This window comes from Halomonas ventosae (genome assembly GCF_004361885.1).
In the GTDB taxonomy this organism is placed as follows: domain Bacteria; phylum Pseudomonadota; class Gammaproteobacteria; order Pseudomonadales; family Halomonadaceae; genus Halomonas; species Halomonas ventosae_C.
In genome coordinates this window covers 139,809-157,263 of the sequence record NZ_SNWH01000006.1, presented here as the reverse complement: position 1 = coordinate 157,263, position 17,455 = coordinate 139,809, and the positions used below count along the sequence as shown (strand labels likewise).

Annotated in this window: 14 protein-coding genes, 1 tRNA gene and 1 pseudogene; 10 read left to right on the top strand and 6 right to left on the bottom strand. The window is 62.9% G+C overall.

The window, feature by feature from the left end; genetic code table 11:
• Positions 1 to 13: 13 nt before the first annotated feature.
• From DFO68_RS07035 to DFO68_RS07015, 5 genes are all read right to left on the bottom strand, one after another.
• Positions 14 to 967: a GIY-YIG nuclease family protein gene (locus tag DFO68_RS07035; RefSeq protein ID WP_133482953.1), complete on the bottom strand. Its 954-nt coding sequence runs from the start codon at positions 965 to 967 to the stop codon at positions 14 to 16.
• Positions 964 to 2,073 (bottom strand): restriction endonuclease subunit S, encoded by a 1,110-nt coding sequence (locus DFO68_RS07030; RefSeq protein WP_208107374.1) that lies wholly within the window; start codon positions 2,071 to 2,073, stop codon positions 964 to 966. The genes DFO68_RS07035 and DFO68_RS07030 overlap by 4 nt, the downstream gene beginning before the upstream one ends.
• Before the next feature lie 257 nt (positions 2,074 to 2,330).
• A complete protein-coding gene (locus DFO68_RS07025) occupies positions 2,331 to 4,310 on the bottom strand; it encodes a type I restriction-modification system subunit M (protein WP_133482951.1) in 1,980 nt (659 codons plus the stop codon).
• 159 nt (positions 4,311 to 4,469) lie between these two features.
• Positions 4,470 to 4,546: transfer RNA gene (locus DFO68_RS07020), tRNA-Ile, on the bottom strand.
• A gap of 204 nt (positions 4,547 to 4,750) precedes the next feature.
• Positions 4,751 to 5,794: a hypothetical protein gene (locus DFO68_RS07015; protein ID WP_133482950.1), complete on the bottom strand. Its 1,044-nt coding sequence runs from the start codon at positions 5,792 to 5,794 to the stop codon at positions 4,751 to 4,753.
• A gap of 264 nt (positions 5,795 to 6,058) precedes the next feature.
• Between DFO68_RS07015 and DFO68_RS07010 the strand changes: the two genes are divergently transcribed.
• From DFO68_RS07010 to DFO68_RS06965, 10 genes and pseudogenes are all read left to right on the top strand, one after another.
• Positions 6,059 to 6,628, top strand: coding sequence for a PRC-barrel domain-containing protein (locus DFO68_RS07010; protein ID WP_133482949.1), 570 nt, complete (start codon positions 6,059 to 6,061; stop codon positions 6,626 to 6,628).
• A 138-nt stretch (positions 6,629 to 6,766) separates the two neighbouring features.
• Positions 6,767 to 7,642 (top strand): AEC family transporter, encoded by an 876-nt coding sequence (locus tag DFO68_RS07005; RefSeq protein ID WP_133482948.1) that lies wholly within the window; start codon positions 6,767 to 6,769, stop codon positions 7,640 to 7,642.
• A gap of 81 nt (positions 7,643 to 7,723) precedes the next feature.
• Entirely contained in the window at positions 7,724 to 7,942 is a 219-nt protein-coding gene (locus tag DFO68_RS07000; protein WP_133482947.1) for a DUF1656 domain-containing protein, read from the top strand.
• 2 nt (positions 7,943 to 7,944) lie between these two features.
• Positions 7,945 to 8,805: an efflux RND transporter periplasmic adaptor subunit gene (locus tag DFO68_RS06995; protein ID WP_133482946.1), complete on the top strand. Its 861-nt coding sequence runs from the start codon at positions 7,945 to 7,947 to the stop codon at positions 8,803 to 8,805.
• Between the two features lie 6 nt (positions 8,806 to 8,811).
• Complete coding sequence (locus DFO68_RS06990) at positions 8,812 to 10,869, top strand: FUSC family protein (protein ID WP_133482945.1); 2,058 nt, start codon at positions 8,812 to 8,814, stop codon at positions 10,867 to 10,869.
• 263 nt (positions 10,870 to 11,132) lie between these two features.
• Positions 11,133 to 12,407, top strand: a complete 1,275-nt coding sequence (locus DFO68_RS06985; protein WP_133482944.1) for a quaternary amine ABC transporter ATP-binding protein — start codon at positions 11,133 to 11,135, stop codon at positions 12,405 to 12,407.
• Between the two features lie 5 nt (positions 12,408 to 12,412).
• The gene (locus DFO68_RS06980; protein WP_133482993.1) at positions 12,413 to 13,246 is read left to right on the top strand and encodes an ABC transporter permease; all 834 of its coding nucleotides are present in this window, start codon (positions 12,413 to 12,415) and stop codon (positions 13,244 to 13,246) included.
• A gap of 74 nt (positions 13,247 to 13,320) precedes the next feature.
• Positions 13,321 to 14,196 (top strand): glycine betaine ABC transporter substrate-binding protein, encoded by an 876-nt coding sequence (locus DFO68_RS06975; RefSeq protein ID WP_133482943.1) that lies wholly within the window; start codon positions 13,321 to 13,323, stop codon positions 14,194 to 14,196.
• Between the two features lie 290 nt (positions 14,197 to 14,486).
• On the top strand, positions 14,487 to 14,915 hold the full coding sequence (locus DFO68_RS06970; protein WP_133482942.1) for a universal stress protein: 429 nt from the start codon (positions 14,487 to 14,489) through the stop codon (positions 14,913 to 14,915).
• A 45-nt stretch (positions 14,916 to 14,960) separates the two neighbouring features.
• Positions 14,961 to 16,634 (top strand): annotated as a pseudogene (locus tag DFO68_RS06965) (BCCT family transporter).
• Between the two features lie 88 nt (positions 16,635 to 16,722).
• Here DFO68_RS06965 and DFO68_RS06960 read toward each other — a convergent pair.
• Positions 16,723 to 17,445, bottom strand: coding sequence for a 3'-5' exonuclease (locus DFO68_RS06960; protein WP_133482941.1), 723 nt, complete (start codon positions 17,443 to 17,445; stop codon positions 16,723 to 16,725).
• Positions 17,446 to 17,455 lie beyond the last annotated feature (10 nt).

The window sequence follows — 17,455 nt, the reverse complement described above, 5'->3', positions numbered from 1 at the left end:
ATGCTGTTGTAGCTTATTCATGGCCGATTGCCGTCGGCATCGTCACAGCTGCACTTACCTGCCGATCCTGCCACTCGCCATAGGTCAAGCCGCTGCCCTCGGCTTTCCAAGATGTCCGTCCGTTGGCACTACGGCCGGAGACCACCGCGGCGGCAGCGCTGGGGCTGCTGAAGCTCTGGTCCTCGTTGAAGACGCGGGTGCCATCGCTTTCTACCAGCACTCCGTCCTCGCAGAACTGGTTATAGAGGCTCTGGTAACCGCGCTCGGTGCCGACCCAGCTGCCCCGAGCCAAGGATCCCTTGAAGACATAGAACTCGCCGTCGATCTCCTGGCCGGTGGCGCGGATGCCGTGGCGTGGCACCTCCAGGGTGAAGAGAGGCGATACCTCGGGCTCGGCAGCCGGAGCTGCTGCGGGCTCCCGCGAAGGACGGGAGGTCTCGCGGAGGAAATCGAGCCCGAGCACCGGTAGCACGGTACGGATCTGTTCCATGAAGAACGCCATATCGGCGCGGTCCGACTCGGGCAGGTTGATGTACTCGTGTGCAGTGCCGTTGATCAACTTGCAACGGCCCACCTGGCTGGCGTTCTGGATCAGCAGGCTCTCCAGGTATTTCACATGGGCCTTGGTGAGGTTCTGGTCCTTGCTGGTGACCAGGCAAACCTTCTCCCAGAAATCCTTGCCGCCCCCAGAACCTGAAACAGCTTCGGGTCGGTTATGCTGCTTGAGTCGGGTGCCGACGTCGTCGCTCTCGCCGATGTAGACCAGCGGGCGCAGGCTATTGTCGGGATCCGGGCCGACCAGGAAGTAGATCCCGGTGCGGCCGCACTCCGGGCGCTGGACCAGCTCGCTGAGCTTGCTGCGCGGCCCGGTGAGCACGTGGCCGGTCCAGTTCATGATCTCGGCGGTGAGCAGGCCGTTGGGCGTGCCGTCCACCAGGAAGAGCCGGATGCTGCGTCCTTGCGTCATACCATCTCCGATTGTGTGGTGTCAGCGGTGACCGATGAGCCTGCCAGGGGCTGCCAGCCACGCACATCGATCTTGCCGGTGACGGCGGCGGAGATCAGGGCGGAGCGGCGTTCTGCTAGTAGTTTTATTGCAGCACGTGCCTGATCCAGCAATGAGTCAATTTTCTGCGTTATGGCATCCAAGTGCTGCGCTGTTCTAACCTGCTCTTGAATAGGAGCGATTGGCACACTCATCCTTTTCAGCAAATCCTGCCCAAGTGAAGCACGAGTCACAATCTCCATTTCTTTTACAAAGAACTCCCTGAGCCTTTGACTGCCAAAAAAGTATCTAGAGAAACTGGGCGACAATACTCCTTCGTCAGGCCTAAACCTTATCAAGAATCCAGCGAAAGTCGCAGAGGGAATATCTTGGAAGCAAGTCGAACTAAACCCAATCTCTTCTACCATCTCTAATGTTCTTGTAAAAAGAACATCACCTTTTTTTATTGAGTATCTTTCACGATCTTCCCTGGATGACTGCACGAGGCCCTTTGGATTTGTCGGCAAAACCTCATTCTTGTAAACATCACCATAACTTACGAAAGGAAACCCAGACCCAAAAGCATCGGCACCTATGTTGATCCCATTCTGACATTCTCCGAGGTGTCGTAGAGGCTTAACCTCCCAATGCGCCGGCACTTCGCCAAGCCACTCCACCCCGGAGTCCTTCATCGGCACATCAGGATCCAGCCCCTTGGTGACGGCATGGGAGATCACCGCCTGGCGCTTCTCCTTGAGCAGTTCGATCAGTCGCTGCTGCTCCTCCACCAAGGCGTCGATGCGCGAGGTTTCGTGGTCGAGGAAGGTAGCGATATGAGCCTGTTCATCATAGTTAGGCAGAGCACAGGTTAGCCGGCCAAATACTTCTGGATACAGTCGGAGACGGGAGTCAATCACACCTGCAGAAAAGGCTTTGTAATAACGAGTGTATTCGTCTGAACGAACGAGGTAATCAAGAAACTTAGGCTCGGATCCATCTACGACAGAAAAAACGCTATAGGCAGGGCTTACAATACCGTTCTGCCATGCGAACCCCAACCCACGATTCCAGGCCAGCATGATGTTCATGACAAGGTCACCAGCTTCGCATAGCTTGTAACCTTCCAGCGAGTCAGCTCGACTCAGATGCTCACCTTCTTCTCGTGACTCAGATCGCGGCCGGACTCCCCAATAAGCAGACACTGACAGAAGTTCACCGCTGCCATCTCGGGATCGTCCTACACGCTCTTGAAAGACCTGCTTGAAGCGGCACAGGCTCCAATGCGCCGGCACCTCGCCCAGCCACTCGACGCCGGAGACCTTGTACTCAGGGTATTTCGGGAACGTCATGCCGACAGCCCCTCGATCATCTGCTTGATCCGGTCGGTGCAGGCCTTGAGGTCGGCGTCGATCTCCTCCAGGGGGCGCGGCGGCGTGAACTGATAGAAGTGCCGGTTGAAGGGAATCTCGAAGCCGACGATGCCGATGCGGCCGTCCAGCTCGTCGCGCTTCTCCTCGTCGATCCAGGCATCGGGCACGTGGGGTTTCACCTCGCGCTCGAAGTAGTCGAACACCGACTCGTCCAGCGGCACGTTCTCGTTGTCGCGCAGGCCGGTGTCGGGCTCAGGGTTGCCCTTCTTGTCGAGGCAGATGTCCGCCTCGGGATCGCGCTCCGAGAAGGCGTTGAGAATGGCCTTCTGTACCGGTGCGCCGAGCTTGAGGCCTGTCGTCTTGAGTGCGGCCTTCAGTACCTTGGTGAAGGCGTCACGGTTGGTGAAGACCTGCTCCGGGCCCAGGGTGGCGCAGGCGGCCTTGATCGCCTCGCGCTCGCCCTCCTCCAGCTTCTGGAGCGGTTTCTCGTCATCGAGCTTGGCCAGACGCTCGGGGCTGGCCTGGAAGTTGAGGCGCAGCGGTCGCTCCACGGTGATACGGCGGTAGCCGAAAGCATCCACCGGGAAGCGCTTGCTCTCCTCGCTCTCCTGGCAGGCGCCGTAGAGGCGCACGATCTCCTCGATGTCGCGGTCGGCGACGAACTGGCGCTTGCTGCCCAGCGACTTGTGCATCTTGCTGGCCCGGCCGGTGGCGTTGATCAGCTGCACCCGGCCACGACGCTCGGCGGGCTTGTGGTTGGAGAGGATCCACACGTAGGTGGCGATGCCGGTGTTGTAGAACAGGTCGGTGGGCAGACCGACGATGGCCTCCACCAGGTCGTGCTGCAGCAGGTAGCGGCGAATCTCGGACTCCCCGCTGCCGGCGCCTCCGGTGAACAGCGGCGAGCCGTTGAGGATGATGCCGATACGCGAGCCGCCCTCCTGGCGGGCGCGCATCTTGCTCACCAGGTGCATCAGGAACAGCAGCGAGCCGTCGGAGACCCGCGGCAGGCCGGGGCCGAAGCAGCCCTCATAACCTTTCTGGTTGTGCTCGTCGGTGATCGCCTTCTGGACCTTCTTCCACTCCACGCCGAAGGGCGGGTTGGAGAGCATGAAGTCGAAGTGCTCGCCGGGGAGCTGGTCGTCGGAGAGGGTGTTGCCGAGCTTCACCTGGTCCACGCCCTGGCCCTTGATCAGCATGTCGGCCTTGCAGATGGCGTAGGACTCGGGGTTGAGCTCCTGGCCGTGCAGCGAGACGGTCACGTCGCGGCTGACCTGCTGAATGTATTCATCGCTCTCGGAGAGGAAGCCGCCGGTACCCGCGGTGGGGTCGTAGACGGTGACGATGCCGTGGGGGCGCAGCTTGTCGTCCTGGCCGGTGAGCACCAGCGACGTGGTCAGGTGGACGATGTCGCGCGGGGTGAAGTGCTCCCCCGCCGTCTCGTTGGAGCTCTCCGCGAACTTGCGGATCAGCTCCTCGAAGACCAGGCCCATGCCATAGTTGGTCAGGCGCTGCGGGCTTATGTCGAGGGCGGCGAAGCGCTGCACCACCTGGTAGAGCAGGTTGTTGGCACTCAGCTGCTGGACGAAGCTCTCGAACTCGAAGTGCTTGAAGATCTCCCGGGCGTCCTGGCTGAACGACTGCACGTAGCTCATCAGGTCGTCGGCGGTGTGGGTGTCGGAGAGCGTGCCCAGGGTCAGCTTCGAGGCGTTGAAGAACGGCTGCTCCGCCGCGCGCAGCAGCAGCTTCTCACGCACCGCCTCGGGCTTGGCCTGATGTTCGCCAGCGGCGGTCAGCACCGAGGCCTTGGTGGGCTCCAGCACGCACTCCAGGCGCCGCAGCAGGGTAAAGGGCAGGATGATGCGGCCGTACTGGGACTGCTTGAAGTCGCCGCGCAGCAGGTCGGCGAGAGCCCAGATGAAGGCGGCCGTCTGGAAGTGACTTTCCGTGTTCACGATGCTTCCCCGCGTTCTTGGTGCTGATGGTGATGAGTACCGACCATCATACACAGCGAGGGGGTGGCCACGAAGCGGCCGGAAAGGCCGAGAAGGTCACGCGATGCGGCACCACATCAATTCGGTTTCTGGTCGTCTGAAGGCTGGTGAGGTAGTAAGTGGTGGGCCCAGCAGGACTCGAACCTGCGACCAAGGGATTATGAGTCCCCTGCTCTAACCAACTGAGCTATAGGCCCTTGCAGCGGATGGCGCCGAGCGGCGCCGCCGTATCATAGCGAATGGCGATGGAGGTGACCATAGCCGGCCGCCCTCGGCTGGCTGAATCTCCCGCCGCGACACTTCCTCCCCCGGCCGTGCTCCCCAGGCCGTGGCCTGTCCCGCGGGAGATCGAGCGCAGCGAGCTTCCCCTCTTGCCCTTTCCCTGCTGAGGCAAGGAATGGTTAGATCGCGGAGATGCTGAGCACCGTGTAGGGCGCCTCGCAGGCATGGCGCTCGTCGCGTTCGTCGACACTTCCCAGGCCTAGATGACGGTCATTGTCGTAGGCGACGAACAGCCGATCATGGTCCAGTACCGCCAGTCCTTCCGCCTTGTGCTCGAATTCCAGCGGCAGGCCCGCCGGCGTGGTGACCAGGGTCGGACGTCTTCCGGCTCGGAAATCCGTCAGGCTGATCTCCCACAGGTAGCCACCGATACGCTCCTCGTTGGCCTCCTCCACTTCGAAGCTGTTTAGCAGGTAGAGCCGCCCATGGTAGGGGTCGTACTCAAGGCTCGAGAGGCCGCAGTCGAAGCGTACCGCCGGCTCATCACCCGGCTCGAAGGCATAGTGCTCGCGCAGCGTATCGATAAACACCAGGTTACCGCTCTCGCTGATTTCGTAGTGGGCCCCCACTACCCGGCTCACGTAGACAAAGTCGTCATGGGCCTGGCCCTGCTCGCGCACACCGAACAGCAGCAGGCCATCGCCCCGCTCGCCGGGAATTGCGGCGAGCCCCTCGATCTTGTAGTAGGGAAAACCGATGACGGCATTGAGCTTGTCGCGCAACGCCAGCGAGCCCGCCACGCCGTCGCGGGGGTCCGGGTCCACCACCTGCACCCGGTCCGGCTCGCCCAGCGGCCAGATCAGCAGGTGATTATAGTCATTGAGGGCGTGGCTCTCGTCGTCGATGCGGTCGAAGCCGGTGGTTGCCAGCACATGGCGGCCATCGGCGGTCAGGGCGAAGTCCTCGTACTTTTCAGCCTGCTTGATCAGCGGCTGGGTGAAGTAGCTCAGCCGGGTGTCGTCGGGCCCTTCGGGGGTGAGGGGCACGGCGAATACCGCCGAACGCTGCTCTCCGGGAATCGGCTTGTCGCTGGCCAGCAACAGGCGCTCACCATCGAAGGCCACCGCCGAGACCTCGGCGTTGACCAGCCGCCCCTGGGCATCCTTGAGGCCGGCGGGAAAGCAGTGAAGGGTTCCCTGCTGCAGGATACTGGCACTCACCATGTCGCTGTCCTCCGGATTGTCGAATGCCTCACCCTACTACGCTGAAACCTGCGCCGGAAACCGCTAGGAGCGTCATCGCCAATTCCCCAGAGCGACCGCCGGGCGGTGGCCTCGTGCTGGGCGATATCAGCTTTTCGATCGAGCCTCAGGCACCGATGAGCGGACCGGCATTGAACTCGTCGCCCACCGCCCAGACTAAGTGGGGAAGGCGTCAACTGGCGCCATCGATCCTACGGACCCTCACCGCTCACAAGGAGTGAACGCATGACACAACGCAAGCCACTGAACCCCGCCCAGCATGCTGTGATAGGCGCGCTGCTGGCCGGGGGCCTGGCTGTCTCCGGCAGCGCCATGGCCGAGCCTCAAGGCCTCTATTCGGCCAACAAACTGATCGATGCCGATGTCTACGCCACCTCCGGCAGCGAGCAGATCGGCGATGTCGAGGACATCCTGCTCGACAACGACATGCGGGTCCGCGCCCTGGTCATCGACACCGGCAACCTGCTTGACCTCAAGGGCGAACAGCAATTCGTCATCGAAGCCGGCAAGTTCACCGTTGCGACTCAGGATGGCAATAACCTCGAGCAGATCACGTACCGGGTGAATGTCGACCTCAGCAAGGAGCAGATCACGCAGCAGCCTCAGTACACCAATGACTGGTGGGATAATGCCCGACAAGGCGCGCAGCAAGCCTGGGAGCAGACCAAGGAGGGCGCCGCCAGTGCCTGGGAGACCACCCAGGAAGGCGCCTCACGGGCCCTGGACCGCATCGGCCAGGCACTGGAGAGCGTTGGCGAAAGCGCCCGCAAGGCCGCCGGCCGCTCCGCCGAGTGACCTTTCGGCCCGCTCATGATTCGTCAAGCCCGGGCAACGACCGGGCTTTTTGCTGAATGGCCCCCTGGCGTTGCCTCCAGGGGGCCACCTTCACGACAATACGTGCTCCGTTCACAGCGCTACCCAAGGATGCCGCCGATGCTGGTCGAACTCTTCGCCGTGATGGCGCCCGTGCTCACCGGCGCGGGGCTCGGCTTTGGCTGGGTCCGCCTTGGTCATGAGTTCCCGGTAGCCTTCGTCACGCGACTGGTGTTCAACATCGGCACCCCGGCCCTGGTCATAGCCTCGCTCGCCGATGCCGAGATCGATGCCGGCAGCTTCGGTCGCACCATGCTGGCCACGGCGGTGGTGCTTATCGCCATGGCCGCCGTGGCCTTGCTGCTGGCTCGGCTATTGGGCAAGGATTGGCGAGTGCTGCTGGCCCCCACCATGTACCCCAACACCGGCAACATGGGCCTGCCGGTGGTGCTTTACGCCTTCGGTAGCACCGGTTTCGTGTACGGCATCACCGTCATGGTCACGGTGGCACTCTTCCAGTTCACCCTGGGCACTGTCCTGGCAAGCCGCGGTAACCCGTTCAAGTCACTGGCCAAGACGCCGGTGGTCTATGCCATCCTCATCGCCCTGGGGCTGCTGCTCACCGGGATCCAGCTGCCCCGGTGGCTGGCCAACAGTGTCGATCTGATCTCAGGCTTCACGGTACCGCTGATGCTGATCACCCTGGGCGTTTCGCTGGCCAGCATCGAGGTACGCAACCTCGGATCCGGCATCGGCTTTAGCCTGCTGCGCATCCCGGTCGCCGCCGGCGTCGCCTGGGGCATCGGCACCCTGCTGGACCTTCCGTCCCTGGCGCTGACGATCCTGGTGCTGCAGATGAGCATGCCGGTGGCGGTGTTCACCTATCTGTTCGCCCAGCAGGCGCAGCGTGAACCAGAATATGTGGCGAGCCTGGTGTTCTGCTCGACCCTGTTGTCGCTGGTCTATCTGCCGATCCTGCTGGCGATCCTGATGTAGGGGCTCGGTGGCTGCACGCCATCATGCACCGTGTCGCGGCAGTTGCTAGAATGTAGCGTCATCCTTCTTTAAGGAACGCGCATGGTACCTCGCGAAATCGCCGTCGGCGGCATTTACCTCTCGCCCATGCTGCTGTACGTGCTGATCGGGTTTTGCGCCACTTTGCTGATTCGCGCCATGCTCTACCGACTGCTGGGCGCCAACCGTCTATGGTTCGAGGCCTGGTTCGACACGGCCTTGATGGTGATCTGCACCGCCGCCGTTGCCTACCTCACTTCCCTGGCCGCCGGGACGTCTTGAATATGTCAACCCTGCTTCGCAGCCTGGTCACTCTGGTCATTGTCGCCCTGGCCCTCGCCGCCGGTCTATGGCTGTGGCATTACTATCTGTATACCCCCTGGACCCGCGATGGCCGCGTCCGCGCCGAGATCATTACACTTGCCCCGGACGTTTCCGGTCGCGTGGTCTCGCTGCCGGTAGAGGACAATCAGCGTGTCGAGGCGGGCGAGCTCTTGTTTCAGATCGATCGCCAGCGCTACCAGGCGGCGGTCAACCAGGCGCAGGCGGTGGTCGCCCAGCGCGAGGCCGAGCTCGAACAGCGCCAGCACGAGGCCTCGCGCCGTGCACGCCTAAGCCGCCAGGCGATCAGCGCCGAAAACCAGGAGACGGCCCAAATCGACAGCCAGGTGGCCCTTGCGCGTCTCACCCAGGCACGCAGCGAACTAGAGCGCGCACGCCTCGATCTCGAGCGCACCACGGTAGAAGCACCCGCGGCGGGTCATGTGCTGAACCTGCAACTCAGTGAAGGCAACTACGTCAATGCCGGTACGCCGGCAATGGCACTGGTCAAGGCGAATTCCTACTCCGTCACCGGCTATTTCGAGGAAACCAAGTTGCCGCGCATCCACATCGGCGACCCAGCACGCGTCACCCTGATGAGCGGCAATACCGAGCTCAGCGGCCACGTCCAGAGCATCGACCACGCCATCGCCAACCCCAACGCCGCGCCCAATTCCCAGCTGCTACCCCAGGTGGAGCCTACCTTCAGCTGGGTGCGCCTGGCCCAGCGCATCCCGGTGCGCATCGCGCTCGACGAGATTCCCGAGAACATTTCCCTGAGTGCCGGCATGACCGCCTCTGTCTACATCGAGTCAGAGGAGTAATCGCGGATGTCGCCGTGGTATCACGCCTATCTGACGCCCGATGGCGACGCCGTGCGGTTCGCCATCAAGGCGACCCTGGCCATGCTGTTGGCGCTCTATGCGGCCCTGTGGTGTGATCTGGAGCGCCCCTACTGGGCGCTGATCTCGGCGGCCTTCCTGCAGATCCGCCCGATGAGCGGCATGGTGGTCGAGAAAGGGCTGAGCCAGATCATTGGCACCCTGGCGGGCTGCGGCGCCGGTATTGCCATCATGGGGATGTTCGCCCAGGCGCCCATACCAGCACTGGCGAGCCTCACGGTGTGGATCATGTTATGCACCTACGGCAGCTCACTGTTGCGCAACAATGCCGCCTATGGCTGCATCATGGGCGCCGTCACCGCCATGCTGATCGTGGTGATTGGTGCCAGTCAGCCCGGCGGCATCTTCGCCATCGCCGTCGCACGACTCTCGGAACTGGCCCTGGGCGCGGTGTGCGCCACCCTGGTCAGCTCGCTGCTGTGGCCAGTCAAGGTCGGCGACCTTCTGGGCCGCCAGGCCGACGCGGTGGTCAACCAGGCCTTCGGCCATGCTGCACTGCGCCTCACCGACAGCACCGACCTGGCAGCCCTGCAGGCCACCTTGACCGGCAGCCTGGAGCCTCTCACCCAGCTCGAGGGCGACAGTCAAGCCGCCCGCTATGAGAGTCCCGAAGGGACGGGACGGATCCGCGCCAGCCACGTGCTGACCCGCCGCACTCTGCGGCTGATGGCCATCCTGTATGCCTTGCAGCAGCTGCTGCATCATCAGGGCGACCGGCTCGGCCCGTCGCTTCGCGCCCTGGCCGACGAGATCGCCGAAGGCTTTCGCCACGCCGCCGAGGTCAGTGGCGTTACCCCGGCCCATCGCCGCCTGCATGCGCTTCGCTATCGCGCCCTGGCGTGCCCCGACGAGACGCTATCGCCGCTCGAGCAGCGCTGCTTGCTGGGCATGCGCGAGGCGCTGGGCCATGCCCTGGTGATGCTCGATGCCCGCGACGCGATCTCCCAGCCCCAAGGCAAGCAGCTGCGCGACGTTGCCCTGGCCTGGCACCGCGACCACCTGGTCGCCGCGCTCAACGCCCTGCGCGCCGGGCTGATCTTCAGTGGGCTAGCCGCCTTCTGGCTGGCTACCAGCTGGAACAACGGCCAGGTGGCCATGCTGCTTGGCACCCTGTTTTCGGCCTTCTTCGCCAGCCGCGACAACCCGGTCGTGCTGTGCATGATGTTCGCCAAGGGCATGCTGGCGGCGATTCCCAGTGCCTTGCTGTTCGGCCATGTGCTGCTCGCCCAGGCCAGCGGCTTCCCGATGCTGGCGATGATCTTGCTCACCCCGCTATTCCTCGGCCTGCTGGGCGCCGCCAACCCGAGGCTGATGGCCTACTGCCTGGCCTTCACCATCGGCAACATTCTGCTGACCATGCCCGGAAACGGCATGGACTTTTCGTTTGACAGCTTCATTAACCGCGCCATCGCCTTGATGATCGGGATGGGCACAGTGGTGATGGGCTTTCGGCTGCTGCCAGGCCCGGGCGCCATCCTGCGCAAGCGGCGCCTGGTCAGCGCCATCGTCAGGGATCTGCGCCACTTGACGCAGCCGCCCATTCATGAGGCGGAGACGCGCTTCGTCGGCGGCATGGCCGACCGCCTGCTGCACCTGGCCAAGCTTGACGACGTGCTGCCCGGTGACCAGCGACATCTGTTGACGCTGGGCCTGACGGGGCTGGACATCGGCTATGCCTGCCTACAGGTGCGCCGGTGGCTCGATGACCTGCCCGACACGAATCTGCAGCGTGCCAAGCGGGCCTTTATCACGGCCCTGGCCGGCGCCTATGCCGACAGCGCCCAAGGGCGACCATCTGGAGAGGTGCAGTGTGCCGGCGAGGCACTGGTAGCTGCTGTTCAGCGCCAACCCTCGCTGAGCGAGCGCCATCAGGTTCTGCTCGCCGGGCTGGTAGAGCGCCTTGACCTGGCACTGCATCGCCAAGCCCAGCGGACCCATGACTCGCCTGGCCCCCTCGCTCCCAGCGCAATCCCGACGGTAACCTAAAGCTGGCCTCTCGCGGAGAACACTCTCGTCCCAAACAAAGGGCGTCGACAGTGGGGCAGCCATGCGTCATTCTGCAGGCCTTGCCACGCCCTCTGTTTAATTTGAATGGCCGTTCAAAAACCTTTAGGGTAGGCGTCACTTCACCGTCACCTGATGCCGCTGTCAACGCAACAGCTTGGCATCATGACGTCGTTTTTACGTCACGAGACTGACCCTTAGGCGCTTCCTGCCGGGTGCGGGGAGCCGATGAAAAGGCAGAGCCAATGAACGAGAACCGAAACGTCAAGATTCGGGTCCGCAACCTGAGCAAGGTCTTCGGCAACCAGCCGAAGAAGGCGCTCGAGCTGCGCAACCAGGGCCTGAAGCGGCCCGAGATCCTCGACAAGACTGGCCAGACGCTGGGCCTGTCGAATATCGACTTCGATGTCTACGAAGGCGAATTGCTGGTGATCATGGGGCTGTCCGGCTCGGGCAAGTCAACCCTGATCCGCTGCCTCAATCGTCTGATCGAGCCCACCGAAGGCGAGATCGTCATCGACGGCGAGAACATCCCCGAGCTGGACGACAAGGCACTGCTCGAGTGCCGGCGTCGGCACTTCTCCATGGTGTTTCAGAATTTCGCGCTCTTTCCCCATCGCACGGTGCAGCAGAATGCCGAGTTCGGCCTCGAGATACGCGGCGTGGACAAGCAGGAACGCGCCCGGGTGGCGCGCAATGCCCTGCATCAGGTCGGCCTTGACGGCTGGGAGGATGCCTACCCCAACCAGCTCTCAGGCGGCATGCAGCAACGCGTAGGGCTGGCCAGGGCGCTGGCCAACGATTCCACTGTACTACTGATGGATGAAGCCTTCTCGGCGCTGGATCCACTGATCCGCGGCGACATGCAGCAGGAGCTGCTGGAACTGCAAAACCGCATGCAGAAGACCACGGTATTCATTACCCACGACCTTGACGAGGCGATCAACATCGGCGACCGCATCATCCTGCTCAAGGATGGCGAGATCGTCCAAATCGGCACGCCAGAGGATATCCTCACCCATCCCGCAGACGACTATGTGGCACGTTTCATCGAGGGCGTGGACATGTCCAGGATCCTCACCGCCCGGCATGCCATGCGGCCGGTGCGCGCCACCGCCCGCGAGGATGACGGCCCACGCACCACCCTGCGCAAGATGAGCGAGAGCGGTATCGACTCCATCTATGTCACCAGCCGCGACCGCACGCTGCATGGCCTCGTCGAGGTGGATGCCGTGGAACAGGCCGTGAAGCAGGGCAAGGAGAGCATTCGAGACATCATGACCCAGGACTTCCGCGCCGTGGGGCCTGACGAACCGCTGCACAACCTCTTCGCCATGTTCAGCGAGAAGAGCTTTCCCATCGCCGTAGTGGACGACAATCGCAAGCTGCTGGGGGTAGTGGTCAAGGGCGCCGTCCTCGATGAGCTGGCCCGGGCGGCCGAACCCGCCCAGGTGGGTGAAAAACAGGTGGGTGAAAAACAACACGACCCCGAGACCCTGGCCGCCGCAGGAGACGCATGATGGCTATCGAAGTTCCGCGCATACCGCTAGGCCAGTGGATCGAGGCTGGCCTCGACTGGCTGACCAGCAATTACTCCATGGTCACCCGCGGCATCTCGCGAGTGACCCAGACCGGCATCGACGGGCTCAACGATGCGCTGATGTGGCTCCCCGAGTGGGGCCTGCTGGCGATCATCGTCGGGCTGTGCTGGTGGGTGGCGAACCTTCGCCTGGGCATCGGCGCGGCGCTGGGCCTGGCGCTGATCTGGAACCTGGGGCTGTGGGAGCCGATGATCGAGACCCTCACCCTGGTGGTGATCGCCACCTTCGTGGCGGTGGTGATCGCGCTTCCGGTGGGCATCGCCGCGGCGCTCTCGGAGCGACTCTACCGCACGATCATGCCGGTGCTCGACTTCATGCAGACCATGCCGGCCTTCGTCTACCTGATTCCGGCGATTCCCTTCTTCGGTATCGGCTCGGTGTCGGCGATCTTCGCCACGGTGATCTTCTCCATGCCGCCGGCGATCCGCTTTACCACGCTGGGCATCCGCCAGGTGCCGGTAGAGCTGATCGAGGCCGCCGATGCCTATGGCGCCAATCGTGCCCAGAAACTCTTCAAGGTTCAGCTGCCGCTGTCGCTGCCCACGGTGATGGCGGGTATCAACCAGACCATCATGCTGGCACTCTCCATGGTGGTGATCGCCGCGATGATCGGCGCCGATGGGCTGGGCAGCGAAGTATGGCGTGCCATCCAGCGCCTGCGCCCGGGCGACGGCTTCGAAGCCGGTATCGCCGTGGTGATACTCGCCATGCTGCTCGACCGCGTAACCCAGTCACTGCGCAAGGGGCGCAAAACCTGATCCTCGAAGCCCCTTGAATTCGCCGCGGGGCAGCTTCAAAGTGAACGATCGATTGCCACAAGAAGGGGAACACGATGAAAAAGCATCCACTGAACCGCCGCATCCGTCTCGCCGGACTGGCCATGGCCGCCGGCACTGCGCTCACCGCTGGCGCCGCCCAGGCCCAGGACAAGGGCAGTGTGCATCTGGCCTACGTTGAATGGTCCTCCGAGGTCGCCTCCACCAACGTGGTGCGCGCAGTGCTCGAGCAAGCCGGTTACGAGGTCGACATGACCTCTCTCTCCGCCGCCGCCATGTGGCAAGCCGTGGCCACCGGCGATGCCGACGCCATCGTCGCCGCCTGGCTGCCTACCACCCATGCCGATTATATGGAGCGCGTGGGCGACCAGGTCGTCGACCTGGGTCCCAACCTGAATGGCACCAAGCTGGGTCTGGTCGTTCCCGCCTACACTGACATCGACTCGATCGCCGAGATCGACGAGAACGCCGACGCCTTCGATGGCACGATCATCGGTATCGACCCGGGTGCCGGGATCATGAGCCTCACCGAGAACGTCATCGACGCCTACGATCTCGATGAGATGAAACTCCAGAGTGGCAGCGGCGCCACCATGACGGCGGCCCTGTCCAGCGCCATCAAGAACCAAGAAGACGTCGTGGTTACCGGCTGGACACCACACTGGATGTTCGCCCGCTGGGACCTCAAGTACCTCAAGGACCCGAAGAACGTCTACGGTGGCGCAGAGCAAATTCACACCATCGTCCGCGAGGGTCTCGAGGAAGACATGCCGGAGGCCTACGCCATCCTGGATGCCTTCCATTGGACGCCGGAACAGATGGGCGAAGTCATGCTGATGAACCAGTCGAATGACGCCGACCCCTACGAGAACGCCAAGCAATGGGTCGAAGAGAACCAGGACCTGGTCCAGGAATGGCTGCCCGAATCCTGAGCAAGACCAGGCTTCGTCAATGCGGCGAGGCTGACCGCATCATGCGCAAGGGGAGGCACCGCAGGGGACCTCCCCTTGTCGTTGGTGACAAACGCTGATGTGGCCAATACGGTCGGCCAACACAGGAGTCGCCCGACACTGAGCAGGTACACTGCAATCCACGGCGAGGATGGGTACCATGGCCTCGAGCTGCAGGGTGGCGCGTTGAATCGCCGCCTGGCAAGGTGGCGCGCAACGGCCACACTGAACAGACTTACCGGACCTTCGTGGCCAGCAAGGAGATAACAGGCATGTTCAAAAAGATCATGGTGCCAGTGGACCTGGCACACCTCGAATTGATCGAACCCTCGCTACAGGCGGCAGCGGACCTGGCGAAGCACTACCAGGCAGAGGTGTGCTATGTCGGCGTGACCGCCAGCACCCCAGGGAGCGTGGCACGCACGCCGGAGGAGTTTGCGCAGAAACTCGAGGCCTTCGCCAAGAAACGCGGCGACATCCATGGCCAGCCAGTCAGCAGCAAGACCATCGTCAGCCCGGATCCCATCGCCGATCTCGACGACACCCTCATCAAGGCCATCGACGAGGTGGGGGCCGACCTGGTGGTCATGCCGACCCATCCCCCCAAGCATGTGGATGCGATCATGCCATCGCATGGCGGCAAGGTGGCAACGCATACCCAGGCCTCGGTGTTCCTGGTGCGCCCGGGAGCCGGCCAGTAACCACGTCCAGAGATCGACTATCGCAAACTGCAAGGGAGACGTCTTGTGGCCAACCACCCCAATGACGACAAGCCTCAGGCGCCGGATAACACAGGTTCCGAAGGGATACCGGCGCCGGAGGGCGCAGCCAACCTGATCGATACCGATTACGTGATCGGCCAGGACAACATCACTGCTTCACCCTTGGGGATCAATGTGGACCTGCACGGCAAGGTCTTCATCATCTCCTCGCTGCTGATTCTGTTCTTCGTGATCATCACCTTGGCCCTCCAGGAGCAGGTGGAGCCGATCTTCAGCAGCATGTTCAGCTTTCTCACCGACAACCTGAGCTGGGTCTTCCTGCTCAGCGCCAACGTCTTCGTGATCCTGGCGATCGTGTTGATCTTCACACCGATGGGCAAGGTGCGTATCGGCGGCGCCAATGCCAAACCCAGCTTCAGCTATTTGGGCTGGTTTGCCATGCTGTTTGCCGCGGGCATGGGCATCGGTTTGATGTTCTACGGGGTATCGGAGCCCCTGACGCATTTCGGTACTGCCCTGAATGGCGTCACCATGGAGAACGGCGTGCGCACCGACTGGGCACCACTGGGCGGTGCCGAAGGCAACACCCAGGCCGCCATCTCGTTGAGCATGGCAGCCACCATCTTCCACTGGGGGCTGCACCCGTGGGGCGCCTATGCCATCGTCGGCCTGTCGCTGGCGATCTTCGCCTTCAACAAGGGTTTGCCGCTGACCATGCGCTCGATCTTCTACCCGATTCTGGGTGAGCGTATCTGGGGTTGGCCCGGCCATCTGATCGATATCCTGGCGGTCTTTGCCACCCTGTTCGGCCTGGCAACCTCGCTTGGCCTCGGCGCCACCCAAGCCTCCGCGGGCCTCAACTACCTGTTCGGCATCCCCGACAACAACGTCACCCTGGTACTGCTGATCATGGGCATCACCGCGGTAGCGCTGGGATCGATCCTGCTCGGCGTGGACAAAGGGGTACAACGCCTCTCCCAGCTCAACATGGGACTCGCCCTGCTGCTGCTGGTGTTCGTCATTGCCGTGGGCCCGACACTGCTGATCGCCACCGGGGTGTTCGAGAACCTGGTAGGTTACGTGAAGAATCTGCCAGCGCTCTCCATGCCCTTCGACCGTGAGGATGCCAATTTCAGCCAAGGCTGGACGGCCTTCTACTGGGCCTGGTGGATCGCTTGGTCGCCCTTCGTCGGCATGTTCATCGCCCGGGTCAGCCGCGGGCGCACGGTGCGCGAGTTCCTGATCGCCGTGCTACTGGTGCCTTCGCTGGCTTCGGTGGTATGGATGACCGCCTTCGGCACCACTGCCATCGATCAGGTGGTCAATCAGGGCATTACCGAAGTGCAAGACGCGGCCCTCGAGCTGCAGCTGTTCACCATGCTCGAGCACTTGCCGCTCACCGCCATCACCTCCTTCGTCGGTATCGTGCTGGTGATCGTGTTCTTCGTCACCTCGTCGGACTCCGGCTCGCTGGTAATCGACTCCATCACAGCTGGCGGCAAGGTCGATGCGCCCAAACCACAGCGTATCTTCTAGGCGCTGATCGAGGGTGCCATCGCCATCGCGTTGCTGCTCGGCGGCGGTCTCGGCGCCCTGCAGACGGCAGCCCTGACCACCGGTCTGCCCTTCACCCTGGTATTGCTGGTGGGTTGCTATGCCATCGTCAAGGGGCTGATGAGCGAGCCGAAAGCCAAGTAAGTTCGACATGCCACAGTGGCATTCGGCAACAACACGATAAAGGCGACCCGCGGGTCGCCTTTATCATTTTCGTGTCTTGCCGGAGGGATCAGCTCCAGAGTGCCCTCACTGGCGTCGTGGTGCTGTAGTGGCAAGCCACCTGGGCCTGCAGCAGCTCGGCAGTGGCCAGCGCATCGATCAGCGCATGGTGCCCCGCATATACCGGCAGGCCGTAACGTGCACGACTATCGTAGAGGCGGATGGACGCCGGCGGCCTGCCGATCCAGCGCTTAAAGCGGGCCAGCAGAGACTGACGTTGAATGCGCGCCTCCAACGACATGGTATCGATGACCGGAAATAGCAGACTCTCGCCAATCCGCGCCTTCACCGCCGCATCCAGGAAGGGCCGCTCGATGTGGCGATAGTGGACTACCACCAGGCGTCCTGCCAGGGCCTCGAGCAACTCGTCGAGAATCTCCTCAAGATCCGGGGCTTGGGCAATATCACTGTGGGTGATGTGGTGGAAGGTCACCGAGGTCTCGTTGAGCGGTCGCGGTGGTCGCACGACCCAGTAACGGCGTCGTGACAAGGCGATGCGCTTCAGGGTAAAGGGCACCACACCGATGCTAACGATGGCATGACGCCGCTCGTCCAGGCCGGTGGTCTCCATGTCCAGAGCCGCCATCGGTGCCTCGCCGATAGGTGTTTCGGGATCGGGCAGGCCGGTGGCGAAAAAGCGCGCCAGGCGCGCGTCCCTAGCTGTGTCGGCGCGACCGGCCAGGTATTCCGGCCAGCCCGGGGTCGGCACAGAGGCGCGCGGACTCAGGCGCATCAGGGCCACC